Source organism: Salmonella sp. 32020114201800008SM (genome assembly GCF_017572025.1).
Classification (GTDB): Bacteria; Pseudomonadota; Gammaproteobacteria; order Enterobacterales; family Enterobacteriaceae; genus Salmonella; species Salmonella enterica.
The window spans coordinates 150787-167127 of the sequence record NZ_JAGEQM010000002.1 but is presented as its reverse complement, the minus strand read 5'-3'; the positions used below and the strand labels follow the sequence as shown (position 1 = coordinate 167127).

Below are 16341 nucleotides of genomic sequence, written 5' to 3'. Positions count from 1 at the left end.
AAAGCCATTCTTGCCTGAGAGAAAATGAATTTCAACCTTTTTATTTTTTTCCGTCTAAAGGCGGGAATTGGCCCTTTTAAGCCGCGTAGTTTTCGCATTTAGCGCCCACAGGAGTTCTCTATGATGGAACGCCTTCTGGGAAAGAAAGTGCTTTACTACTTCCGGGTGCAAAAAACTATGTTGAAAATTTTAGTGATAGACCGATGCCACTTTACCCGTACGGGCATGGAGGCCTGGCTTAATCACACTGATGTGCTCAGTTCTTCACTGCTGGTATCCGGGATGAATAACCTTATACTGGCGAAAGAACATATTCTGCAATGGAAGCCCCACCTGGTTATCGCTGATTTATATGGTTTTCTCAACGATGCCTTACCCGAACAGCCTATCAATGCATTTTTTGCCGCCTGCAGGATGACGCCGTTGGTATTATTACAGTCAGGGAATATGCCGTACAGACCGCAATATGCCAGTCATGCGGTGTTATCTAAACACACGCCTTTACATGAGCTTGCACAACGAATTAAAGGAGCGCTACATACTCATCCACTGCAGGAAGCGCCGGAAAGCGCCACGCCATTGCTCTCTCCGCAGGAGGAAAAAGTGCTCGCGATGTGGACGGAAGGCACCAGCAATAAAGAGATTGCGTATGCGCTTGGCATTCACGGGAAAACGGTTTACACCTATAAGCGTAATATCCGTATGAAACTTCATATGGATAATCGGTATTCTCCCTTTCTTATGCTTCCGGAGAAAATCGATTAACGGTACGACGCCATGCCGTACCGTTGATGATTACTGCTGAGCTCTGGTTGCAGCGCCAGAGATCGCACTACCACCGTCCGAGATGTCCTCGCCCACGCCGCGCGTGGTATTACAAGCAGTTAATACAGTGGAAAGTACCAAAACAGAAAAGATCGCTGCAATTGTCTTTTTAACCATAATGTCTTCCTTTTCTAGCCAATGTTGTTTGTGTATAGCAACTTAATAATAGACAACATCCCAGAAAATGACGGGCGATCGACTAATTTTAGGAAGACGAGAAGCGATTAGCTGGCTGCGCGGGAGATGGCGTGGCCAAGATGCTGAATATCTTCGCCGAAGCCGCGGGCGGTATTACATGCCGTTAATAATGTGCCGGTAAGAAGAACCAGTGCGACAAGGCAGATAAAGCGTTTCATCATTGAGGCGCGAAAAAAAGGATGGCGCAGCATACGCTGCACCATTTTTCCCGATAACGTAAATTATTTTACGCGGGATACGTATTCGCCGGAACGGGTATCGACTTTGATCACTTCGCCAATCTGCACGAACAGCGGAACTTTAACCACTGCGCCAGTAGACAGCGTGGCTGGTTTGCCGCCAGTACCTGCGGTATCGCCCTTCAGACCTGGGTCGGTATCAACAATTTCCAGTTCAACAAAGTTCGGCGGAGTGACAGAGATAGGCTGACCGTTCCACAGGGTTACGATGCATTCCGCCTGATCCAACAGCCATTTTGCGTTGTCGCCGATAGCCTTGGCATCTGCAGACAGCTGCTCGAAGGTTTCGTTGTTCATGAAATGCCAGAACTCACCGTCGTTGTACAGGTAAGTCAGGTTCATATCGACTACATCCGCGCCTTCAGCGGAATCGGTCGATTTGAAGGTTTTCTCAACGCGCGTGCCGGTCAGCAGACGGCGCAGCTTAACGCGGGCAAACGCCTGGCCTTTACCCGGTTTCACGAATTCACTGGATTCAACCGCATAAGGTTCGCCATCCAACATGATTTTAAGACCGGAACGAAAATCGTTGCTATAGTAAGTCGCCATAAGGCCCTCTGAAATTGTTAACTGGTAGCTAAGCCACAAAATGGCGCATATTGTAACCCTAAATACCCCATTGCGAGAAGATTGGTTAGCGCAACTTGCCGATGTTGTGACCAATCCCGACGAACTGCTGCATCTTTTACAGATTGAAGCTGATGAAAATCTCCGGGCAGGACAGGACGCCAGGCGCTTGTTTGCCCTCCGCGTGCCGCGCGCTTTTATTGCGCGCATGGAGAAGGGCAACCCTGACGATCCTCTTTTACGTCAAGTGCTGACGTCCCGGGATGAATTTATTGTCGCCCCCGGTTTCTCCACCGACCCGCTGGAAGAGCAACACAGCGTGGTGCCAGGATTATTGCATAAATACCAAAACCGGGCGCTATTGCTGGTAAAAGGCGGATGTGCGGTAAATTGCCGCTACTGTTTCCGTCGTCACTTCCCGTATGCGGAGAATCAAGGCAATAAGCGCAACTGGACAGTCGCGCTGGAGTATATCGCCGCACACCCGGAACTGGATGAGATCATCTTTTCCGGCGGCGATCCGCTGATGGCGAAAGATCATGAGCTGGACTGGCTGCTCACGCAACTGGAAGCCATAAAGCACGTCAAGCGGCTACGCATCCACAGTCGGTTGCCTATCGTCATCCCGGCACGCATTACTGACGAACTGGTCGCCCGCTTTGACCAGTCACGTCTGCAAATTTTGTTGGTGAACCATATCAACCACGCTAATGAAGTGGACGAGGCGTTCTGCCTGGCGATGAAGAAACTGCGCCACGTGGGCGTCACGCTTCTCAACCAGAGCGTCCTGCTGCGTGGCGTGAATGATAACGCGCAAACGCTGGCGAATCTGAGCAACGCGCTATTTGACGCCGGCGTGATGCCCTATTACCTGCATGTGCTGGATAAAGTGCAGGGCGCCGCGCATTTTATGGTCACCGATGACGAAGCCCGGCAAATCATGCGCGAACTGCTCACGCTGGTATCCGGCTATATGGTGCCAAGACTGGCGCGTGAAATCGGCGGCGAACCGAGCAAAACACCGCTGGATTTACAGCTTCGGCAGTGCTAATCCTCGCGGGCGCGTCAGGGACGACGAAAAATATTACCGCGCAATATCACGAGGAGATTCCCCCGCGATTCTCCTCACCCTCTGGCGAGGATAAACTAACCTTCGTTAAATACACCTTTCCGATACTCTCTTTTCAATAAAGTCCGTTTTAGGACTCGCTTAGCGTGTACTGCATTTTCGAATTATACTGGTTCTCCTTTTTATAGGACGGCATAAACAATTTATATATCAAATACATTGCAGTAAAACATTTAATTATTTTATATTTGTGGAGAATTGACATGGCCTTAACGATTAAGGGACTAAATACCGGCGTTATTCGTCACAATGATAAGTTTATCGCGCTGGCGCTTAAGGTGAAGTCACTGAGAAATAAAGAAACACTGCTTTTCTTTCCTGTGCTCGCGCTGCGAGACTTGTTGATCGGCCTTGAACACCGGCTTTATTTACAACACTCGCTTCCGGAACAAGAGCAGGAAAAACGCCAGAAAGCCAAAAGCAGTCATGTGCTTAAAATGCATGAGAATATTCCGACAATACTCCGTGAGGAGCTGGAAAATGCCGATGTTAATCAGCGTGTTGAATCTTTAGCGTTGAGCGATAATACAGAAAAAGTATTAACCTTTACGTTAAAGCTGCACAATGGTAGCCATCTTGATTTACAGGTCGGTGAGTGGCAGGTTGAAGTTCTGGTGATGGCTATTATTCACGCCATTAATAATGCCGAAATGCGTGAGCTCGCATTGCGTATTTCTTCAATGCTGGACTTTTTACCATTATACGATGCTGACTGCCTGGAAAACGGTAATATCGAATTCGATACCTATAACCAGCCTGACTGGAAACATAATCTGTATAACCATTATTTAGCGCTCGTTTATCGTTATACGGATGAGGCAGGACAATCGCATGATTGCGGCACCATCATTAAGACCCGTAATCAGTCAGGCTCTAAAGAAGCTGAAGCAATATCACGCCGCTTGCTGAATTTCAGCCCGCGTCTTAAAAAGCTGGAAGGAAAACCGTGTAAGGTTTTTGTCAGAACGCTTGGAACCGGTAAAGCAGCGCGTCTGACGCAAGATCAATGCATGCGCGCGTTGCATAATCTACGCATGGCGTCATCGCAGGAAAAACGCTAACCATATCGCCCTCTGAATCTTTCAGAGGGCGTTACGATTCAGACATATCAATTCGGACATTTATAAACCTGGCCGTTCATCTCGCTGGCCGTCGGGACAAAACTGGACAACATGCCCTGTGACGGACTACTTACGCCATACAGCACGTTTCCACCCATCGCGGCTGCCTGATTACGCAGATCGTTCGCTGCGCCACGCATTGAGCCACCCTCTTCGCCGTGCTGGCCTGAAAACCAGTTACTCTGTTTACCAGTTGCCGTACCAATAAGCTGGCATTCCGCGCCCGGCTTATCTTCGACAAAGCGTACATTTTGGCCGGCAGCGGTGAGTTCGTTGCTGGAGCTACAACCCGCCATCAGCAGCGCGGCGCCAACGATCCCTGCTAAATATTTCACGTGCATGTTATTCCCCATAATCAATGAGCTGGACGTTTTGTCCGTATCTGAATCTTATACTAAAAAGATGACTAAAAGAAAAACCCCCGGTCATTTCTGCCCGGGGGTTTCTCAATTCTGGGAGATAAACATCCAAATCATTCTGGTTGCAGGAAGGCGGCCAGTTTGTTAATCCCCAGTCACTTACTCAAGTAAGTGACTGGGGTTAGCCAACGCATCTGCAGCCTGAAGGATGCAGGGTGTGGGCAATTACATCATGCCGCCCATACCACCCATACCACCCATGCCACCAGCAGCGCCTAAATCAGGAGCATCGCTTTTCGGCAGGTCGGTCACCATGCACTCGGTAGTGATCATCAGACCAGCCACAGAAGCCGCGTACTGCAGCGCAGAACGGGTAACTTTGGTTGGGTCCAGGATACCCATATCGATCATGTTGCCGTATTCTTCAGTTGCTGCGTTGTAACCGTAGTTACCGTCGCCGCCTTTAACGGTGTTAGCGACAACAGACGGCTCTTCGCCGCAGTTCAGCACGATCTGACGCAGCGGAGCTTCCATTGCGCGCAGCGCAACTTTGATACCCACGTTCTGGTCTTCGTTCTGGCCTTTCAGGTCAGCAATTTTAGAAGCAACGCGGATCAGCGCAACGCCACCACCAGCAACCACGCCTTCTTCTACCGCAGCACGGGTCGCGTGCAGGGCATCTTCAACGCGGGCTTTCTTCTCTTTCATTTCAACTTCGGTCGCAGCGCCAACTTTGATTACCGCAACGCCGCCTGCCAGTTTCGCTACGCGCTCCTGCAGTTTTTCACGATCGTAGTCGGAGGTCGCTTCTTCAATCTGCTGACGGATCTGAGCAACACGGCCCTGGATGGCAGCTTCTTCACCCACGCCATCGATGATGGTGGTGGTGTCTTTGTTGATCACAACGCGTTTCGCCTGCCCCAGGTCTTCCAGGGTTGCTTTTTCCAGCTCCATACCGATCTCTTCAGAGATTACGGTACCGCCGGTCAGGGTAGCGATATCCTGCAGCATCGCCTTACGACGATCGCCGAAGCCCGGTGCCTTAACAGCAGCCACTTTCACGATGCCACGCATGGTGTTAACAACCAGGGTAGCCAGCGCTTCGCCTTCAACATCTTCAGCGATGATCAGCAGCGGTTTGCCTGCTTTTGCAACGGCTTCCAGAACCGGCAACATTTCGCGGATGTTGGAGATTTTCTTATCAGCCAGCAGGATGAACGGGCTTTCCAGCTCTACTGCGCCAGTTTCCGGCTTGTTGATGAAGTAAGGAGACAGGTAGCCGCGGTCAAACTGCATACCTTCAACCACGTCCAGTTCGTCCTGCAGACCGGTACCGTCTTCAACGGTGATGACGCCTTCTTTACCGACTTTATCCATCGCTTCCGCGATCAGTTTACCTACGGTTTCGTCGGAGTTAGCGGAGATAGTACCTACCTGAGCAATCGCTTTAGAGTCGGAGCACGGTACGGACAGGGCTTTCAGCTCTTCAACCGCCGCAGCAACCGCTTTGTCGATACCACGTTTCAGGTCCATCGGGTTCATGCCCGCAGCAACGGCTTTCAGGCCTTCGGTAATGATGGACTGCGCCAGTACGGTCGCGGTGGTGGTGCCGTCGCCTGCAGCGTCGTTCGCTTTAGAGGCAACTTCTTTCACCATCTGCGCGCCCATGTTTTCAAACTTGTCTTCCAGTTCGATTTCACGCGCTACGGAAACACCATCTTTAGTGATAGTCGGCGCACCGAAAGATTTATCCAGAACCACGTTACGGCCTTTCGGACCGAGGGTTACTTTCACTGCATCTGCCAGTACGTTTACGCCGCGCAGCATTTTCACACGAGCGTCGTTACCGAATTTTACGTCTTTAGCTGCCATTTTCTCTTTCCCTTAAATTCGTATGTTCAGTGTCGTTCGCGGATTACGCTTCAACAATTGCCAGAATGTCGCTTTCAGACATGATCAACACTTCTTCATTGTCGATCTTTTCAGATTTCACACCGTAGCCATCGTTAAAAATAACGATGTCGCCAACTTTCACGTCCAGCGGCTGTACAGTACCGTTGTCCAGGATGCGACCCTTACCGACAGCGATGATTTCGCCACGAGTTGATTTACCCGCTGCGGAACCGGTCAGTACGATGCCGCCAGCAGATTTAGACTCAACTTCTTTACGTTTGACGATCACACGATCATGTAACGGACGAATACTCATTGATAGCTCTCCTTTGAGAAAGTCATTATCAGTTATGGGTGACGCCGGCCCGTAAACGGTTTCCCGGCTGGTGACCAGAGAGATGGGGATGGGGTTTTGCCCCTTCAAGGGGGGAGATGAAAAAAAATTCTTCTGAGCGAAAAAAGCGGTAAAAACGCTACTTATCTCACGTTTACCCAAGGTTTAGAACATCCTGCTATAAGAAAAGGCGTGTGTGATACGCTTAAAAATGTCTGTCGTCACCTGACGTTACAATGCCGCCGGATAATGAGCTGATGAATGAACTAAAAAAAGAGCTTGGGTTGGTTCAGGGCGTTATCTTGTTAACCACATCATTATTAGGGACTGGCGTTTTTGCGCTTCCGGAGCTGGCTGCGCTGGCGGCAGGCGACATCAGCCTTTGGGCATGGCCGCTGCTCATTATTTTGATTTTCCCTATTGCGATTGTCTTTGCTGTGCTGGGGCGTCACTTTCCACACGCTGGCGGCGTAGCGCATTTTGTCGGGATGGCATTTGGCCCGCGTCTGCAACGAGTGATCAGTTGGCTGTTTTTATCAGTCATTCCTGTTAGTTTTCCCGCAGCCTTGCATATTGCGGTGGGTTTCGGCCAGGCGCTGTTTGGCTGGCAAAGCGAACAGCTCTTATTTGGGGAGCTGGGTACTCTAGGTTTGCTATGGTTTATGGGATCGCGCGGCGCCAGCTCCAGCGCCAACCTGCAAGCCATTATCGCTGGATTAATTATCGCGCTTATTGCCGCCATTCTGTGGAAAGGCGCGATTAAACCTGCGGATATCACCTTCCCAGCCGCAAACGAAATCACCTTTTCCCGGCTGTGTACCGCCCTGGCGATCATGTTCTGGGGATTTGTGGGAATTGAGGCTTTTACGCATTTGTCGTCTGAATTTAAAAATCCTGAACGTGATTTTCCGCGCGCATTGATCATTGGCCTGATGCTGGCCGGCGCCATTTATTGGACCTGTACCGCCGTGGTGCTGCATTTTGGCGTCTATAGCGACAAGATAGCGGCAACAGCCTCGCTACCGCTTATTATTGTTCATCTCTTCGGTATCCAGGCGTTGTGGATAGCCTGCATTATTGGTTATCTCACCTGCTTTGCCAGCCTGAATGTGTATGCTCAGAGTTTTGCGCGTCTGATATGGACGCAAATGCAATATCAGCCCGATCACTATCTGGCTCAACTCTCTCCCGGGCGCCTTCCCTTGCACGCGTTAAACGTTATTCTGGCCTGTTGTTGCGTGAGTTCCCTGGTCGTCTACGCCCTGAAGATTAACCTCAATGCGCTGATCGTCTATGCTAACGGTATTTTTATTATGCTCTATCTGCTTTGTATGCTGGCGGGCTGTCGACTATTGAAAGGGCGCTGCTATGCACTGGCGGTGACGGGTTGTCTACTGTGCCTGTTATTGCTGGTAATGCTGGGGTGGAAAAGCTTATATGCCATTATCATGCTGGCAGCATTATGGCTGTTTTTACCGAAGCGAAAACGCATGGCGTAAGACGTATCTGTTGGCCGGATAACGCCTCACGCGACTTATCCGGCCAGCATCTCTACCTTTAATCCCGACGATCGTCTTTATGTTCAATACGATCGCGATCGTCATCTTTACGCTGATACTCGCCGTCAAATGTTTCGCCACCGCCAGTACCCGCGCTAAACCCGCCGCCCGGCATCCGGGAAAAACGTAAATGCGGCAGCAACTTCAGCGTCAAATGTTTTTGCACTGGCGGTAACAAAAGGAGAAGGCCGAGAAAATCGGTGAAAAATCCCGGCAACAGGAGCAGTAAGCCAGCGATGATCAGCGATACACTCTTAATCATTTCTGCCGCCGGGCTCTCACCGGCCGCCATTTTTTGTTGCATCAGCAAAAAGTTTTTAAAACCCTGGTTACGTACCAGCGACATACCGATAACAGACGTAAAAATCACCAGGATTAACGTCATCAGGACGCCAAGCACATGGGCGACCTGGATAAAGATAGAAATCTCAATGTAAACATAGAGAAAGACAGCTAAAAAGGGTATCCAGCGCAAAGGACTCTCCTGTAAGTCATGGCCGTCTGCGACGACCATTTGAATGGGGTTGCGATTCGCATCGATTCGATATGGTGGTGCGTAGCAAAATTTCAAGTGGTTTGTACACCTATTTTAGGTAGTAATACTAAAGCGGTGACCTATTTCACAAAATAATAAATAAGGGGTAAATTCCCACACTTTAAGTGATCCAGATTACGGTAGGAATTCTGAACCAGCATATGATCTCGTTTATCAGGCCGATGGAGGGGATAATCGTCGGTCAGAAAACATTCGAAATCACATATATCCTGTGTGTTTTAAAGTAAAAATCATTGGCAGCTTGAAAAAGAAGGTTCACATGTCAAACAACATTCGTATCGAAGAAGATCTGTTGGGTACCAGGGAAGTTCCAGCTGAAGCCTACTATGGTGTTCACACTCTGAGAGCGATTGAAAACTTCTACATTAGCAATAACAAAATCAGCGACATCCCTGAATTTGTGCGTGGCATGGTTATGGTAAAAAAAGCGGCGGCGCTGGCCAACAAAGAGCTGCAAACCATTCCTAAGAGTGTGGCGAACGCCATCATTGCCGCATGTGATGAAGTCCTTAACAACGGTAAGTGCATGGACCAGTTCCCGGTAGATGTCTACCAGGGCGGCGCGGGCACTTCCGTCAACATGAATACCAACGAAGTGCTGGCCAACATCGGGCTGGAACTGATGGGTCATCAGAAAGGTGAATATCAGTACCTGAACCCGAACGACCACGTGAATAAATGTCAATCCACTAACGATGCCTATCCGACAGGCTTCCGTGTAGCGGTTTACGCCTCTATCGTCAAACTGATCGATGCCATCAACCAGTTGCGTGAAGGTTTCGAACGTAAAGCGGTTGAATTCCAGGACATCCTGAAAATGGGTCGTACCCAGTTGCAGGACGCCGTACCGATGACGCTTGGTCAAGAATTCCGTGCGTTCAGCATCCTGCTGAAAGAAGAAGTAAAAAGCATCGAGCGTACTGCTGAGCTGCTGCTGGAAGTCAACCTTGGCGCAACGGCAATCGGTACTGGTCTGAACACGCCGAAAGAATACTCTCCGCTGGCGGTGAAAAAACTGGCTGAAGTCACTGGTTTCGCCTGTGTTCCGGCTGAAGATCTGATTGAGGCGACATCTGACTGTGGCGCATATGTTATGGTTCACAGCGCGCTGAAACGTCTGGCAGTGAAGATGTCCAAAATCTGTAACGACCTGCGCTTGCTCTCTTCTGGTCCTCGTGCCGGCCTGAACGAGATCAACCTGCCGGAACTGCAGGCGGGCTCTTCCATCATGCCAGCCAAAGTGAACCCGGTAGTACCGGAAGTCGTAAACCAGGTATGCTTTAAAGTCATCGGTAACGACACCACCGTTACGATGGCGGCGGAAGCCGGTCAGTTGCAGTTGAACGTTATGGAGCCGGTTATCGGTCAGGCGATGTTCGAATCCATCCACATTCTGAGCAACGCGTGCTACAACCTGCTGGAAAAATGCGTTAACGGCATTACCGCGAATAAAGAAGTGTGCGAAGGGTACGTTTATAACTCCATCGGTATCGTCACTTACCTCAACCCGTTCATCGGCCACCACAACGGCGACATCGTCGGTAAAATCTGTGCTGAAACCGGTAAGAGCGTACGTGAAGTTGTGCTGGAGCGCGGCCTGTTAACGGAAGCCGAGCTGGACGATATTTTCTCCGTACAGAACTTGATGCACCCGGCTTATAAAGCTAAACGTTATACTGATGAAAGCGAACAGTAATCGTACAGGGTAGTACCAAAGAGGCACGTCACGATGACGTGCCTTTTTTCTTACAAGAAGTTACCAAATAACAACAATTTAATATCAACTTGTTAAACAACAAGGAAGGCTAATATGATAGTTGTCGAACTTATCATTGTTTTGCTGGCAATCTTTTTGGGCGCCAGACTTGGGGGCATCGGTATTGGATTCGCAGGTGGGCTGGGTGTTCTGGTACTTGCCGCCATCGGCGTGAAGCCAGGGACAATTCCATTCGATGTCATTTCCATCATCATGGCGGTTATCGCCGCGATCTCTGCTATGCAGGTCGCGGGCGGTCTGGATTATTTGGTAAACCAGACGGAAAAACTGCTGCGTAAGAACCCGAAATACATCACTATCCTCGCACCGATTGTGACCTATTTCCTGACTATTTTTGCTGGTACCGGGAACATTTCCCTGGCAACGCTGCCGGTTATTGCTGAAGTCGCGAAGGAGCAGGGAATCAAACCTTGCCGTCCGCTCTCGACCGCCGTGGTATCCGCGCAGATTGCGATTACCGCCTCGCCGATTTCTGCGGCCGTGGTGTATATGTCTTCTGTTATGGAAGGTCATGGCATTAGCTACATTCACCTGCTGTCCGTGGTTATCCCCTCTACGCTGCTGGCGGTGCTGGTGATGTCCTTCCTGGTCACGATGCTGTTCAACTCCAAACTGTCGGACGACCCGATTTACCGCAAGCGTCTGGAAGAAGGGCTGATTGAACTGCGTGGTGAAAAGCAGATTGAAATCAAACCGATGGCAAAAAATTCCGTCTGGCTGTTCCTGCTGGGCGTTATCTGCGTGGTTGTTTATGCGATTGTCAACAGTCCGAGCCTCGGCCTGGTTGAGAAACCGCTGATGAACACCACCAACGCTATTTTGATCATCATGTTGAGCGTCGCAACGCTGACCACCATCCTGTGTAAAGTGGAAACTGACGCCATCCTCAACTCCAGTACCTTTAAAGCAGGGATGAGCGCCTGTATCTGTATTCTGGGCGTGGCGTGGCTGGGCGATACTTTCGTATCCGCTAACATCGACTGGATCAAAGACACTGCGGGTAGCGTCATCCAGGGCCATCCGTGGCTGCTGGCCGTCATCTTCTTCTTTGCTTCCGCGCTGCTCTACTCTCAGGCGGCAACGGCGAAAGCGCTGATGCCGATGGCGCTGGCGCTGAACGTCTCTCCGCTGACGGCAGTCGCTTCCTTCGCCGCCGTTTCCGGCCTGTTCATTTTGCCGACCTACCCGACTCTGGTTGCGGCGGTACAGATGGATGACACCGGTACAACCCGTATCGGTAAATTCGTCTTTAACCACCCGTTCTTCATCCCAGGCACCCTGGGCGTCGTTCTGGCTGTCTGCTTCGGCTTCCTGCTGGGCAGCTTTATGCTGTAAGTGTTTCACCCGCGGGGCGTATCACGCCCCGCATTCTCCCGCCCTTTGACTAACATCCTGCCCTCGTCCGTTGTATAGTGACCGTTCACTTGCGGGTCTTTTTGTTCTTTCGAGGTGTTTATGCTTGATGTTAAGAGTCAGGATATTTCCATCCCCGAGGCCGTTGTGGTGCTTTGTACCGCCCCGGATGAAGCTACCGCCCAGGATCTGGCCGCCAAAGTGCTGGCGGAAAAACTGGCCGCCTGCGCCACCCTCCTCCCCGGCGCGACATCGCTGTACTACTGGGAAGGTAAACTGGAGCAGGAGTATGAAGTTCAAATGATCTTAAAAACCACCGTTTCACATCAGCAAGCGCTTATCGACTGCCTGAAGTCTCATCACCCGTATCAAACGCCTGAACTTCTGGTTTTACCTGTTACTCACGGAGATACTGATTACCTCTCATGGCTCAACGCATCTTTACGCTGATCCTGCTGCTGTGCAGCACATCCGCCTTCGCCGGATTATTCGACGCGCCGGGTCGCTCGCAGTTCGTCCCTGCCGACCGGGCGTTTGTTTTTGATTTTCAGCAAAATCAACACGATCTTACCCTCTCCTGGCAGGTAAAAGAGGGTTACTACCTTTACCGTAAACAAATCAGTATCACGCCGACGAAAGCGGATATCGCCGCAGTCCAACTTCCGGCAGGCGTCTGGCATGAAGATGAGTTCTACGGAAAAAGCGAAATCTACCGTAAGCGGCTAAACGTTCCAGTAACGGTTAACCAGGCGGCGGCTGGCGCGACATTAACGATAACGTACCAGGGGTGCGCCGATGCGGGATTCTGTTATCCGCCGGAAACGAAAACGGTGCCGCTAAGTGAAGTCACCGCGGCAATAGACGCCACGCCGACGCCTGCTGTCACCCAGACGGGTGAGACATCAAAACCCGCCGCCCAGCTACCTTTTTCCGCGCTCTGGGCGCTGCTGATCGGCATCGGCATTGCCTTTACGCCCTGCGTTTTACCCATGTATCCGCTGATTTCCGGTATTGTCCTGGGGGGAAGACAACGTTTGTCGACGGGGCGCGCACTGCTGCTGGCCTTTATCTATGTACAAGGGATGGCGCTGACCTATACCGCACTGGGTCTGGTCGTCGCCGCGGCGGGATTACAGTTTCAGGCGGCGCTGCAGCACCCTTATGTGTTAATCGGCCTTGCCATCGTGTTCACCCTGCTTGCGTTGTCGATGTTTGGCCTGTTTACACTACAGCTCCCCTCCTCACTGCAAACCCGGCTGACATTAATGAGTAATCGTCAGCAAGGCGGTTCGCCCGGCGGTGTTTTTGTTATGGGGGCGATTGCCGGATTAATTTGCTCGCCCTGTACTACAGCGCCGTTAAGCGCGATCCTGCTTTATATCGCTCAGAGCGGCAACATGTGGCTGGGCGGCGGTACGCTGTATTTGTATGCATTAGGTATGGGTCTGCCGCTAATGCTGGTCACCGTGTTTGGCAACCGCCTGCTACCGAAAAGCGGCCCGTGGATGGCGCATGTTAAAACCGCTTTTGGTTTCGTGATCCTCGCGTTACCGGTCTTTTTACTGGAGCGGATTATTGGCGAGGCTTGGGGTTTACGTCTGTGGTCGCTGCTGGGCGTCGCTTTCTTTGGTTGGGCCTTTATCACCAGCCTTCAGGCCAGACGAGCGTGGATGCGTATCGTACAGATTATCCTGCTGGCGGCAGCGCTCATTAGCGTGCGGCCTCTACAGGATTGGGCGTTCGGATCGCCATCCGCGCAAGCTCCAGCGCACCTCAATTTCACGGCTATTTCTACCGTGGACGAACTCAATCAGGCGCTGGCACAGGCCAAAGGCAAACCCGTTATGCTGGATTTCTACGCCGACTGGTGCGTGGCCTGTAAAGAGTTTGAAAAGTATACCTTCAGCGATCCGCGGGTCCAGCAGGCGCTCGGCGACACGGTGCTCTTACAGGCTAACGTCACCGCTAACAATGCGCAGGACGTCGCGCTGTTAAAGCATCTGCAAGTCCTCGGGCTGCCCACCATTCTGTTCTTTAATGCCCAAGGCCAGGAACAGCCGCAATCGCGAGTCACCGGCTTTATGGACGCCGCCACCTTTAGCGCGCATTTGCACGATCGCCAACCGTGAGCGACACTTGCAAAAGCAAAGACGGAGGAGAATACCGTGCAACGTGAAGATATTCTGGGAGAAGCCCTAAAATTACTGGAGACGCAAGGGATAGCCGATACTACGCTGGAAATGGTGGCGGAGCGCGTAAATCGCCCACTCGACACATTACAGCGTTTCTGGCCAGATAAAGAAGCCATTTTATATGACGCGCTACGTTATCTGAGTCAGCAGGTAGATATCTGGCGACGCCAGCTTCTTCTTGATGAGCAGCTTTCTGCTGAACAAAAGCTGCTGGCACGCTACAGCGCGCTCTCGGAATGTGTCAGTAATAACCGTTATCCTGGTTGCTTGTTCATTGCCGCCTGTACGTTTTATCCCGATCCAACCCATCCTATTCACCAACTGGCTAATCAACAAAAACGCGCGGCACATGATTTTACCCATGAACTACTGACCACGCTGGAAATTGACGATCCGGCGATGGTTGCAAGGCAGATGGAGCTGGTGCTGGAAGGTTGTCTCAGCCGAATGCTGGTCAACCGCAGTCAGGCTGATGTAGATACCGCTCAGCGGTTGGCGGAAGATATTCTGCGTTTTGCACAGTGCCGTCAGGGTGGAGCGCTCACCTGACGGGTACTGATTTTATGCATTTTGCCTGAAAAGCAGGCAGTCAGCGCGCTTTTATCACTTTTTTCGTGTAAAGCCGTTGACGACCGCGCCCCTTTACGGTTTAATGCGCCCCGTTGCCCGGATAGCTCAGTCGGTAGAGCAGGGGATTGAAAATCCCCGTGTCCTTGGTTCGATTCCGAGTCCGGGCACCACTTATTCAGAAAACCCAGCCTATGGCTGGGTTTTTGCTTTTCTGGGAATGGAAATCCGTAGCCCCCATCTCTGGCCTGACTAGCTATAACGAGAAGGCCAGATTTTCTCTGGCGCAACGCCCAGCGCTTCGTCGATCAGCCGCTCACCTTTGGGCCAAGGTCAAAAGCTTACTTAGCTACAGGGAGATTATTACCAGTAATAACGCCTATCACTTCATCTGACGGTTCGCTAACCCCGACAAGTGAGTCCAATATCTCCGCCATGAACTTTTTCATCACTGAAAACAATAATCCCTTCGCCAGTTTTGGCATTTTTTCTTTGTCGGCTTCTTTATTCTTAAATACTGTTTCCGACTCTTGTTCATAATCATAAATTAATACTCAGCACATCATGACTGATGGTAGTTACCGGGGTAACAGAGCACATAGTTTAAAATACTTATTCATAGTTTGTTATTACGGAAAGATTTTAACCTAATGCGTGTCAGTCAGGCACGCAGATAAAAAACAACCGGGGAGAAAATTTAAACAAAATGCTGTTAGCCGGAAGTACCGGTATTGTTCTGTTGTCCGCTGCAGTCAGTCCGGTATGGACAGACGATAATGCCAGTACAGCGTCCTGCTTTTTTACCTGTATGTTGAATAACCATTGCAATAAATCATTATAGGATTACATCTGTTTATTATTGCCTGATCCGGAGTGAGTCTTTATGAAAAGTCGTTATTTAGTATTTTTTCTACCACTGATCGTAGCTAAATATACATCAGCAGAAACAGTGCAACCCTTTCATTCTCCTGAAGAATCAGTGAACAGTCAGTTCTACTTACCACCACCGCCAGGTAATGATGATCCGGCTTTCCGCTATGATAAGGAGGCTTATTTCAAGGGCTATGCGATAAAGGGTTCCCCACGATGGAAACAAGCTGCTGAGGATGCAGATGTAAGCGTGGAAAATATAGCCAGAATATTCTCGCCAGTAGTGGGTGCTAAAATTAATCCCAAAGATACGCCTGAAACCTGGAATATGTTACAGAATCTTCTGAAAATGGGCGGCTACTACGCTACTGCTTCGGCAAAAAAATATTATATGCGTACTCGCCCCTTTGTCTTATTTAATCATTCCACCTGCCGTCCTGAAGATGAGAATACTTTGCGAAAAGATGGCTCTTACCCTTCCGGGCATACTGCTTATGGTACACTTCTGGCATTAGTATTATCCCAGGCCAGACCGGAACGCGCGCAGGAGCTCGCCAGACGAGGATGGGAGTTCGGGCAAAGCAGAGTGATATGTGGTGCTCACTGGCAAAGTGATGTTGATGCTGGCCGTTATGTGGGAGCAGTAGAGTTTGCAAGGCTGCAAACAATCCCGGCTTTTCAGAAGTCACTGGCAAAAGTCCGTGAGGAGCTGAACGACAAAAATAATTTATTGAGTAAAGAAGATCACCCCAAACTTAATTACTGAAGGTGAAAGTCTTCCCGCAAACTGGACACAGCAAAT

Annotated in this window: 18 protein-coding genes, 1 tRNA gene and 1 pseudogene; 12 read left to right on the top strand and 8 right to left on the bottom strand. The window is 50.5% G+C overall.

What is annotated here, in order from left to right:
• The first annotated feature begins 177 nt into the window (after window positions 1–177).
• The gene (locus J4613_RS06775) at window positions 178–765 is read left to right on the top strand and encodes a LuxR C-terminal-related transcriptional regulator (protein ID WP_000912957.1); all 588 of its coding nucleotides are present in this window, start codon (window positions 178–180) and stop codon (window positions 763–765) included.
• Between the two features lie 30 nt (window positions 766–795).
• Here the strand turns inward: J4613_RS06775 and ecnB are convergent, their stop codons facing one another.
• The 3 genes from ecnB to efp form a co-directional block, all read right to left on the bottom strand.
• The gene (ecnB, locus tag J4613_RS06770) at window positions 796–942 is read right to left on the bottom strand and encodes a lipoprotein toxin entericidin B (RefSeq protein WP_000239598.1); all 147 of its coding nucleotides are present in this window, start codon (window positions 940–942) and stop codon (window positions 796–798) included.
• Between the two features lie 107 nt (window positions 943–1049).
• The gene (locus J4613_RS06765) at window positions 1050–1184 is read right to left on the bottom strand and encodes an entericidin A/B family lipoprotein (protein ID WP_001670700.1); all 135 of its coding nucleotides are present in this window, start codon (window positions 1182–1184) and stop codon (window positions 1050–1052) included.
• Between the two features lie 60 nt (window positions 1185–1244).
• Window positions 1245–1811, bottom strand: a complete 567-nt coding sequence (efp, locus tag J4613_RS06760; RefSeq protein ID WP_000257282.1) for an elongation factor P — start codon at window positions 1809–1811, stop codon at window positions 1245–1247.
• A gap of 40 nt (window positions 1812–1851) precedes the next feature.
• Between efp and epmB the strand changes: the two genes are divergently transcribed.
• Both epmB and J4613_RS06750 read left to right on the top strand, forming a co-directional pair.
• On the top strand, window positions 1852–2880 hold the full coding sequence (epmB, locus tag J4613_RS06755) for an EF-P beta-lysylation protein EpmB (RefSeq protein WP_017441214.1): 1029 nt from the start codon (window positions 1852–1854) through the stop codon (window positions 2878–2880).
• A 281-nt stretch (window positions 2881–3161) separates the two neighbouring features.
• On the top strand, window positions 3162–4019 hold the full coding sequence (locus J4613_RS06750) for a YjeJ family protein (protein ID WP_111742509.1): 858 nt from the start codon (window positions 3162–3164) through the stop codon (window positions 4017–4019).
• 47 nt (window positions 4020–4066) lie between these two features.
• Here the strand turns inward: J4613_RS06750 and J4613_RS06745 are convergent, their stop codons facing one another.
• From J4613_RS06745 to J4613_RS06735, 3 genes are all read right to left on the bottom strand, one after another.
• Entirely contained in the window at window positions 4067–4420 is a 354-nt protein-coding gene (locus J4613_RS06745) for a DUF4156 domain-containing protein (RefSeq protein ID WP_000558210.1), read from the bottom strand.
• A gap of 243 nt (window positions 4421–4663) precedes the next feature.
• A complete protein-coding gene (groL, locus tag J4613_RS06740; RefSeq protein WP_000729126.1) occupies window positions 4664–6310 on the bottom strand; it encodes a chaperonin GroEL in 1647 nt (548 codons plus the stop codon).
• 43 nt (window positions 6311–6353) lie between these two features.
• Complete coding sequence (locus J4613_RS06735; RefSeq protein ID WP_000027827.1) at window positions 6354–6647, bottom strand: co-chaperone GroES; 294 nt, start codon at window positions 6645–6647, stop codon at window positions 6354–6356.
• Between the two features lie 275 nt (window positions 6648–6922).
• Between J4613_RS06735 and yjeH the strand changes: the two genes are divergently transcribed.
• A complete protein-coding gene (gene yjeH, locus J4613_RS06730) occupies window positions 6923–8164 on the top strand; it encodes an L-methionine/branched-chain amino acid transporter (protein WP_079984143.1) in 1242 nt (413 codons plus the stop codon).
• 58 nt (window positions 8165–8222) lie between these two features.
• On the opposite strand, the gene J4613_RS06725 is transcribed toward yjeH, so the two are convergent.
• Complete coding sequence (locus J4613_RS06725; RefSeq protein WP_001267291.1) at window positions 8223–8699, bottom strand: FxsA family protein; 477 nt, start codon at window positions 8697–8699, stop codon at window positions 8223–8225.
• Between the two features lie 340 nt (window positions 8700–9039).
• Here J4613_RS06725 and aspA point away from each other — a divergent pair, with 340 nt between their 5' ends.
• From aspA to J4613_RS06695, 6 genes are all read left to right on the top strand, one after another.
• On the top strand, window positions 9040–10476 hold the full coding sequence (gene aspA / locus J4613_RS06720; RefSeq protein WP_000069440.1) for an aspartate ammonia-lyase: 1437 nt from the start codon (window positions 9040–9042) through the stop codon (window positions 10474–10476).
• A 114-nt stretch (window positions 10477–10590) separates the two neighbouring features.
• Window positions 10591–11892, top strand: a complete 1302-nt coding sequence (gene dcuA / locus J4613_RS06715; protein ID WP_000637595.1) for an anaerobic C4-dicarboxylate transporter DcuA — start codon at window positions 10591–10593, stop codon at window positions 11890–11892.
• A 120-nt stretch (window positions 11893–12012) separates the two neighbouring features.
• Window positions 12013–12360: a divalent cation tolerance protein CutA gene (gene cutA / locus J4613_RS06710; protein WP_000887832.1), complete on the top strand. Its 348-nt coding sequence runs from the start codon at window positions 12013–12015 to the stop codon at window positions 12358–12360.
• Window positions 12336–14039 carry a protein-disulfide reductase DsbD gene (locus J4613_RS06705; RefSeq protein ID WP_080231482.1) on the top strand — a complete coding sequence of 568 codons (1704 nt, stop codon included), beginning with the start codon at window positions 12336–12338 and terminating at the stop codon, window positions 14037–14039. The genes cutA and J4613_RS06705 overlap by 25 nt, the downstream gene beginning before the upstream one ends.
• A gap of 36 nt (window positions 14040–14075) precedes the next feature.
• Window positions 14076–14651: a transcriptional regulator gene (locus tag J4613_RS06700; protein ID WP_020839678.1), complete on the top strand. Its 576-nt coding sequence runs from the start codon at window positions 14076–14078 to the stop codon at window positions 14649–14651.
• Between the two features lie 115 nt (window positions 14652–14766).
• Window positions 14767–14842 (top strand) — tRNA-Phe (locus tag J4613_RS06695).
• A 79-nt stretch (window positions 14843–14921) separates the two neighbouring features.
• On the opposite strand, the gene J4613_RS06690 is transcribed toward J4613_RS06695, so the two are convergent.
• Window positions 14922–14978, bottom strand: a complete 57-nt coding sequence (locus J4613_RS06690; RefSeq protein ID WP_286097283.1) for a hypothetical protein — start codon at window positions 14976–14978, stop codon at window positions 14922–14924.
• A gap of 397 nt (window positions 14979–15375) precedes the next feature.
• Here J4613_RS06690 and J4613_RS22620 point away from each other — a divergent pair.
• Together J4613_RS22620 and J4613_RS06685 are read left to right on the top strand one after the other, a co-directional pair.
• Window positions 15376–15462 (top strand): annotated as a pseudogene (locus J4613_RS22620) (porin family protein); the annotation flags it as partial.
• Between the two features lie 90 nt (window positions 15463–15552).
• Complete coding sequence (locus J4613_RS06685; protein ID WP_045900437.1) at window positions 15553–16305, top strand: non-specific acid phosphatase; 753 nt, start codon at window positions 15553–15555, stop codon at window positions 16303–16305.
• The last annotated feature ends 36 nt before the right edge of the window (window positions 16306–16341 follow it).

What these genes read in the sequence shown, in the direction of transcription:
- ecnB (WP_000239598.1), bottom strand. Translation starts at nt 942, where the DNA reads ATGGTTAAAAAGACAATTGCAGCGATCTTTTCTGTTTTGGTACTTTCC.
- J4613_RS06705 (WP_080231482.1), top strand. Translation starts at nt 12,336, where the DNA reads ATGGCTCAACGCATCTTTACGCTGATCCTGCTGCTGTGCAGCACATCC.
- groL (WP_000729126.1), bottom strand. Translation starts at nt 6,310, where the DNA reads ATGGCAGCTAAAGACGTAAAATTCGGTAACGACGCTCGTGTGAAAATG.
- J4613_RS06735 (WP_000027827.1), bottom strand. Translation starts at nt 6,647, where the DNA reads ATGAGTATTCGTCCGTTACATGATCGTGTGATCGTCAAACGTAAAGAA.
- J4613_RS06750 (WP_111742509.1), top strand. Translation starts at nt 3,162, where the DNA reads ATGGCCTTAACGATTAAGGGACTAAATACCGGCGTTATTCGTCACAAT.
- epmB (WP_017441214.1), top strand. Translation starts at nt 1,852, where the DNA reads ATGGCGCATATTGTAACCCTAAATACCCCATTGCGAGAAGATTGGTTA.
- dcuA (WP_000637595.1), top strand. Translation starts at nt 10,591, where the DNA reads ATGATAGTTGTCGAACTTATCATTGTTTTGCTGGCAATCTTTTTGGGC.
- yjeH (WP_079984143.1), top strand. Translation starts at nt 6,923, where the DNA reads ATGAATGAACTAAAAAAAGAGCTTGGGTTGGTTCAGGGCGTTATCTTG.
- J4613_RS06745 (WP_000558210.1), bottom strand. Translation starts at nt 4,420, where the DNA reads ATGCACGTGAAATATTTAGCAGGGATCGTTGGCGCCGCGCTGCTGATG.
- J4613_RS06685 (WP_045900437.1), top strand. Translation starts at nt 15,553, where the DNA reads ATGAAAAGTCGTTATTTAGTATTTTTTCTACCACTGATCGTAGCTAAA.
- J4613_RS06775 (WP_000912957.1), top strand. Translation starts at nt 178, where the DNA reads ATGTTGAAAATTTTAGTGATAGACCGATGCCACTTTACCCGTACGGGC.
- efp (WP_000257282.1), bottom strand. Translation starts at nt 1,811, where the DNA reads ATGGCGACTTACTATAGCAACGATTTTCGTTCCGGTCTTAAAATCATG.
- aspA (WP_000069440.1), top strand. Translation starts at nt 9,040, where the DNA reads ATGTCAAACAACATTCGTATCGAAGAAGATCTGTTGGGTACCAGGGAA.
- J4613_RS06765 (WP_001670700.1), bottom strand. Translation starts at nt 1,184, where the DNA reads ATGATGAAACGCTTTATCTGCCTTGTCGCACTGGTTCTTCTTACCGGC.
- cutA (WP_000887832.1), top strand. Translation starts at nt 12,013, where the DNA reads ATGCTTGATGTTAAGAGTCAGGATATTTCCATCCCCGAGGCCGTTGTG.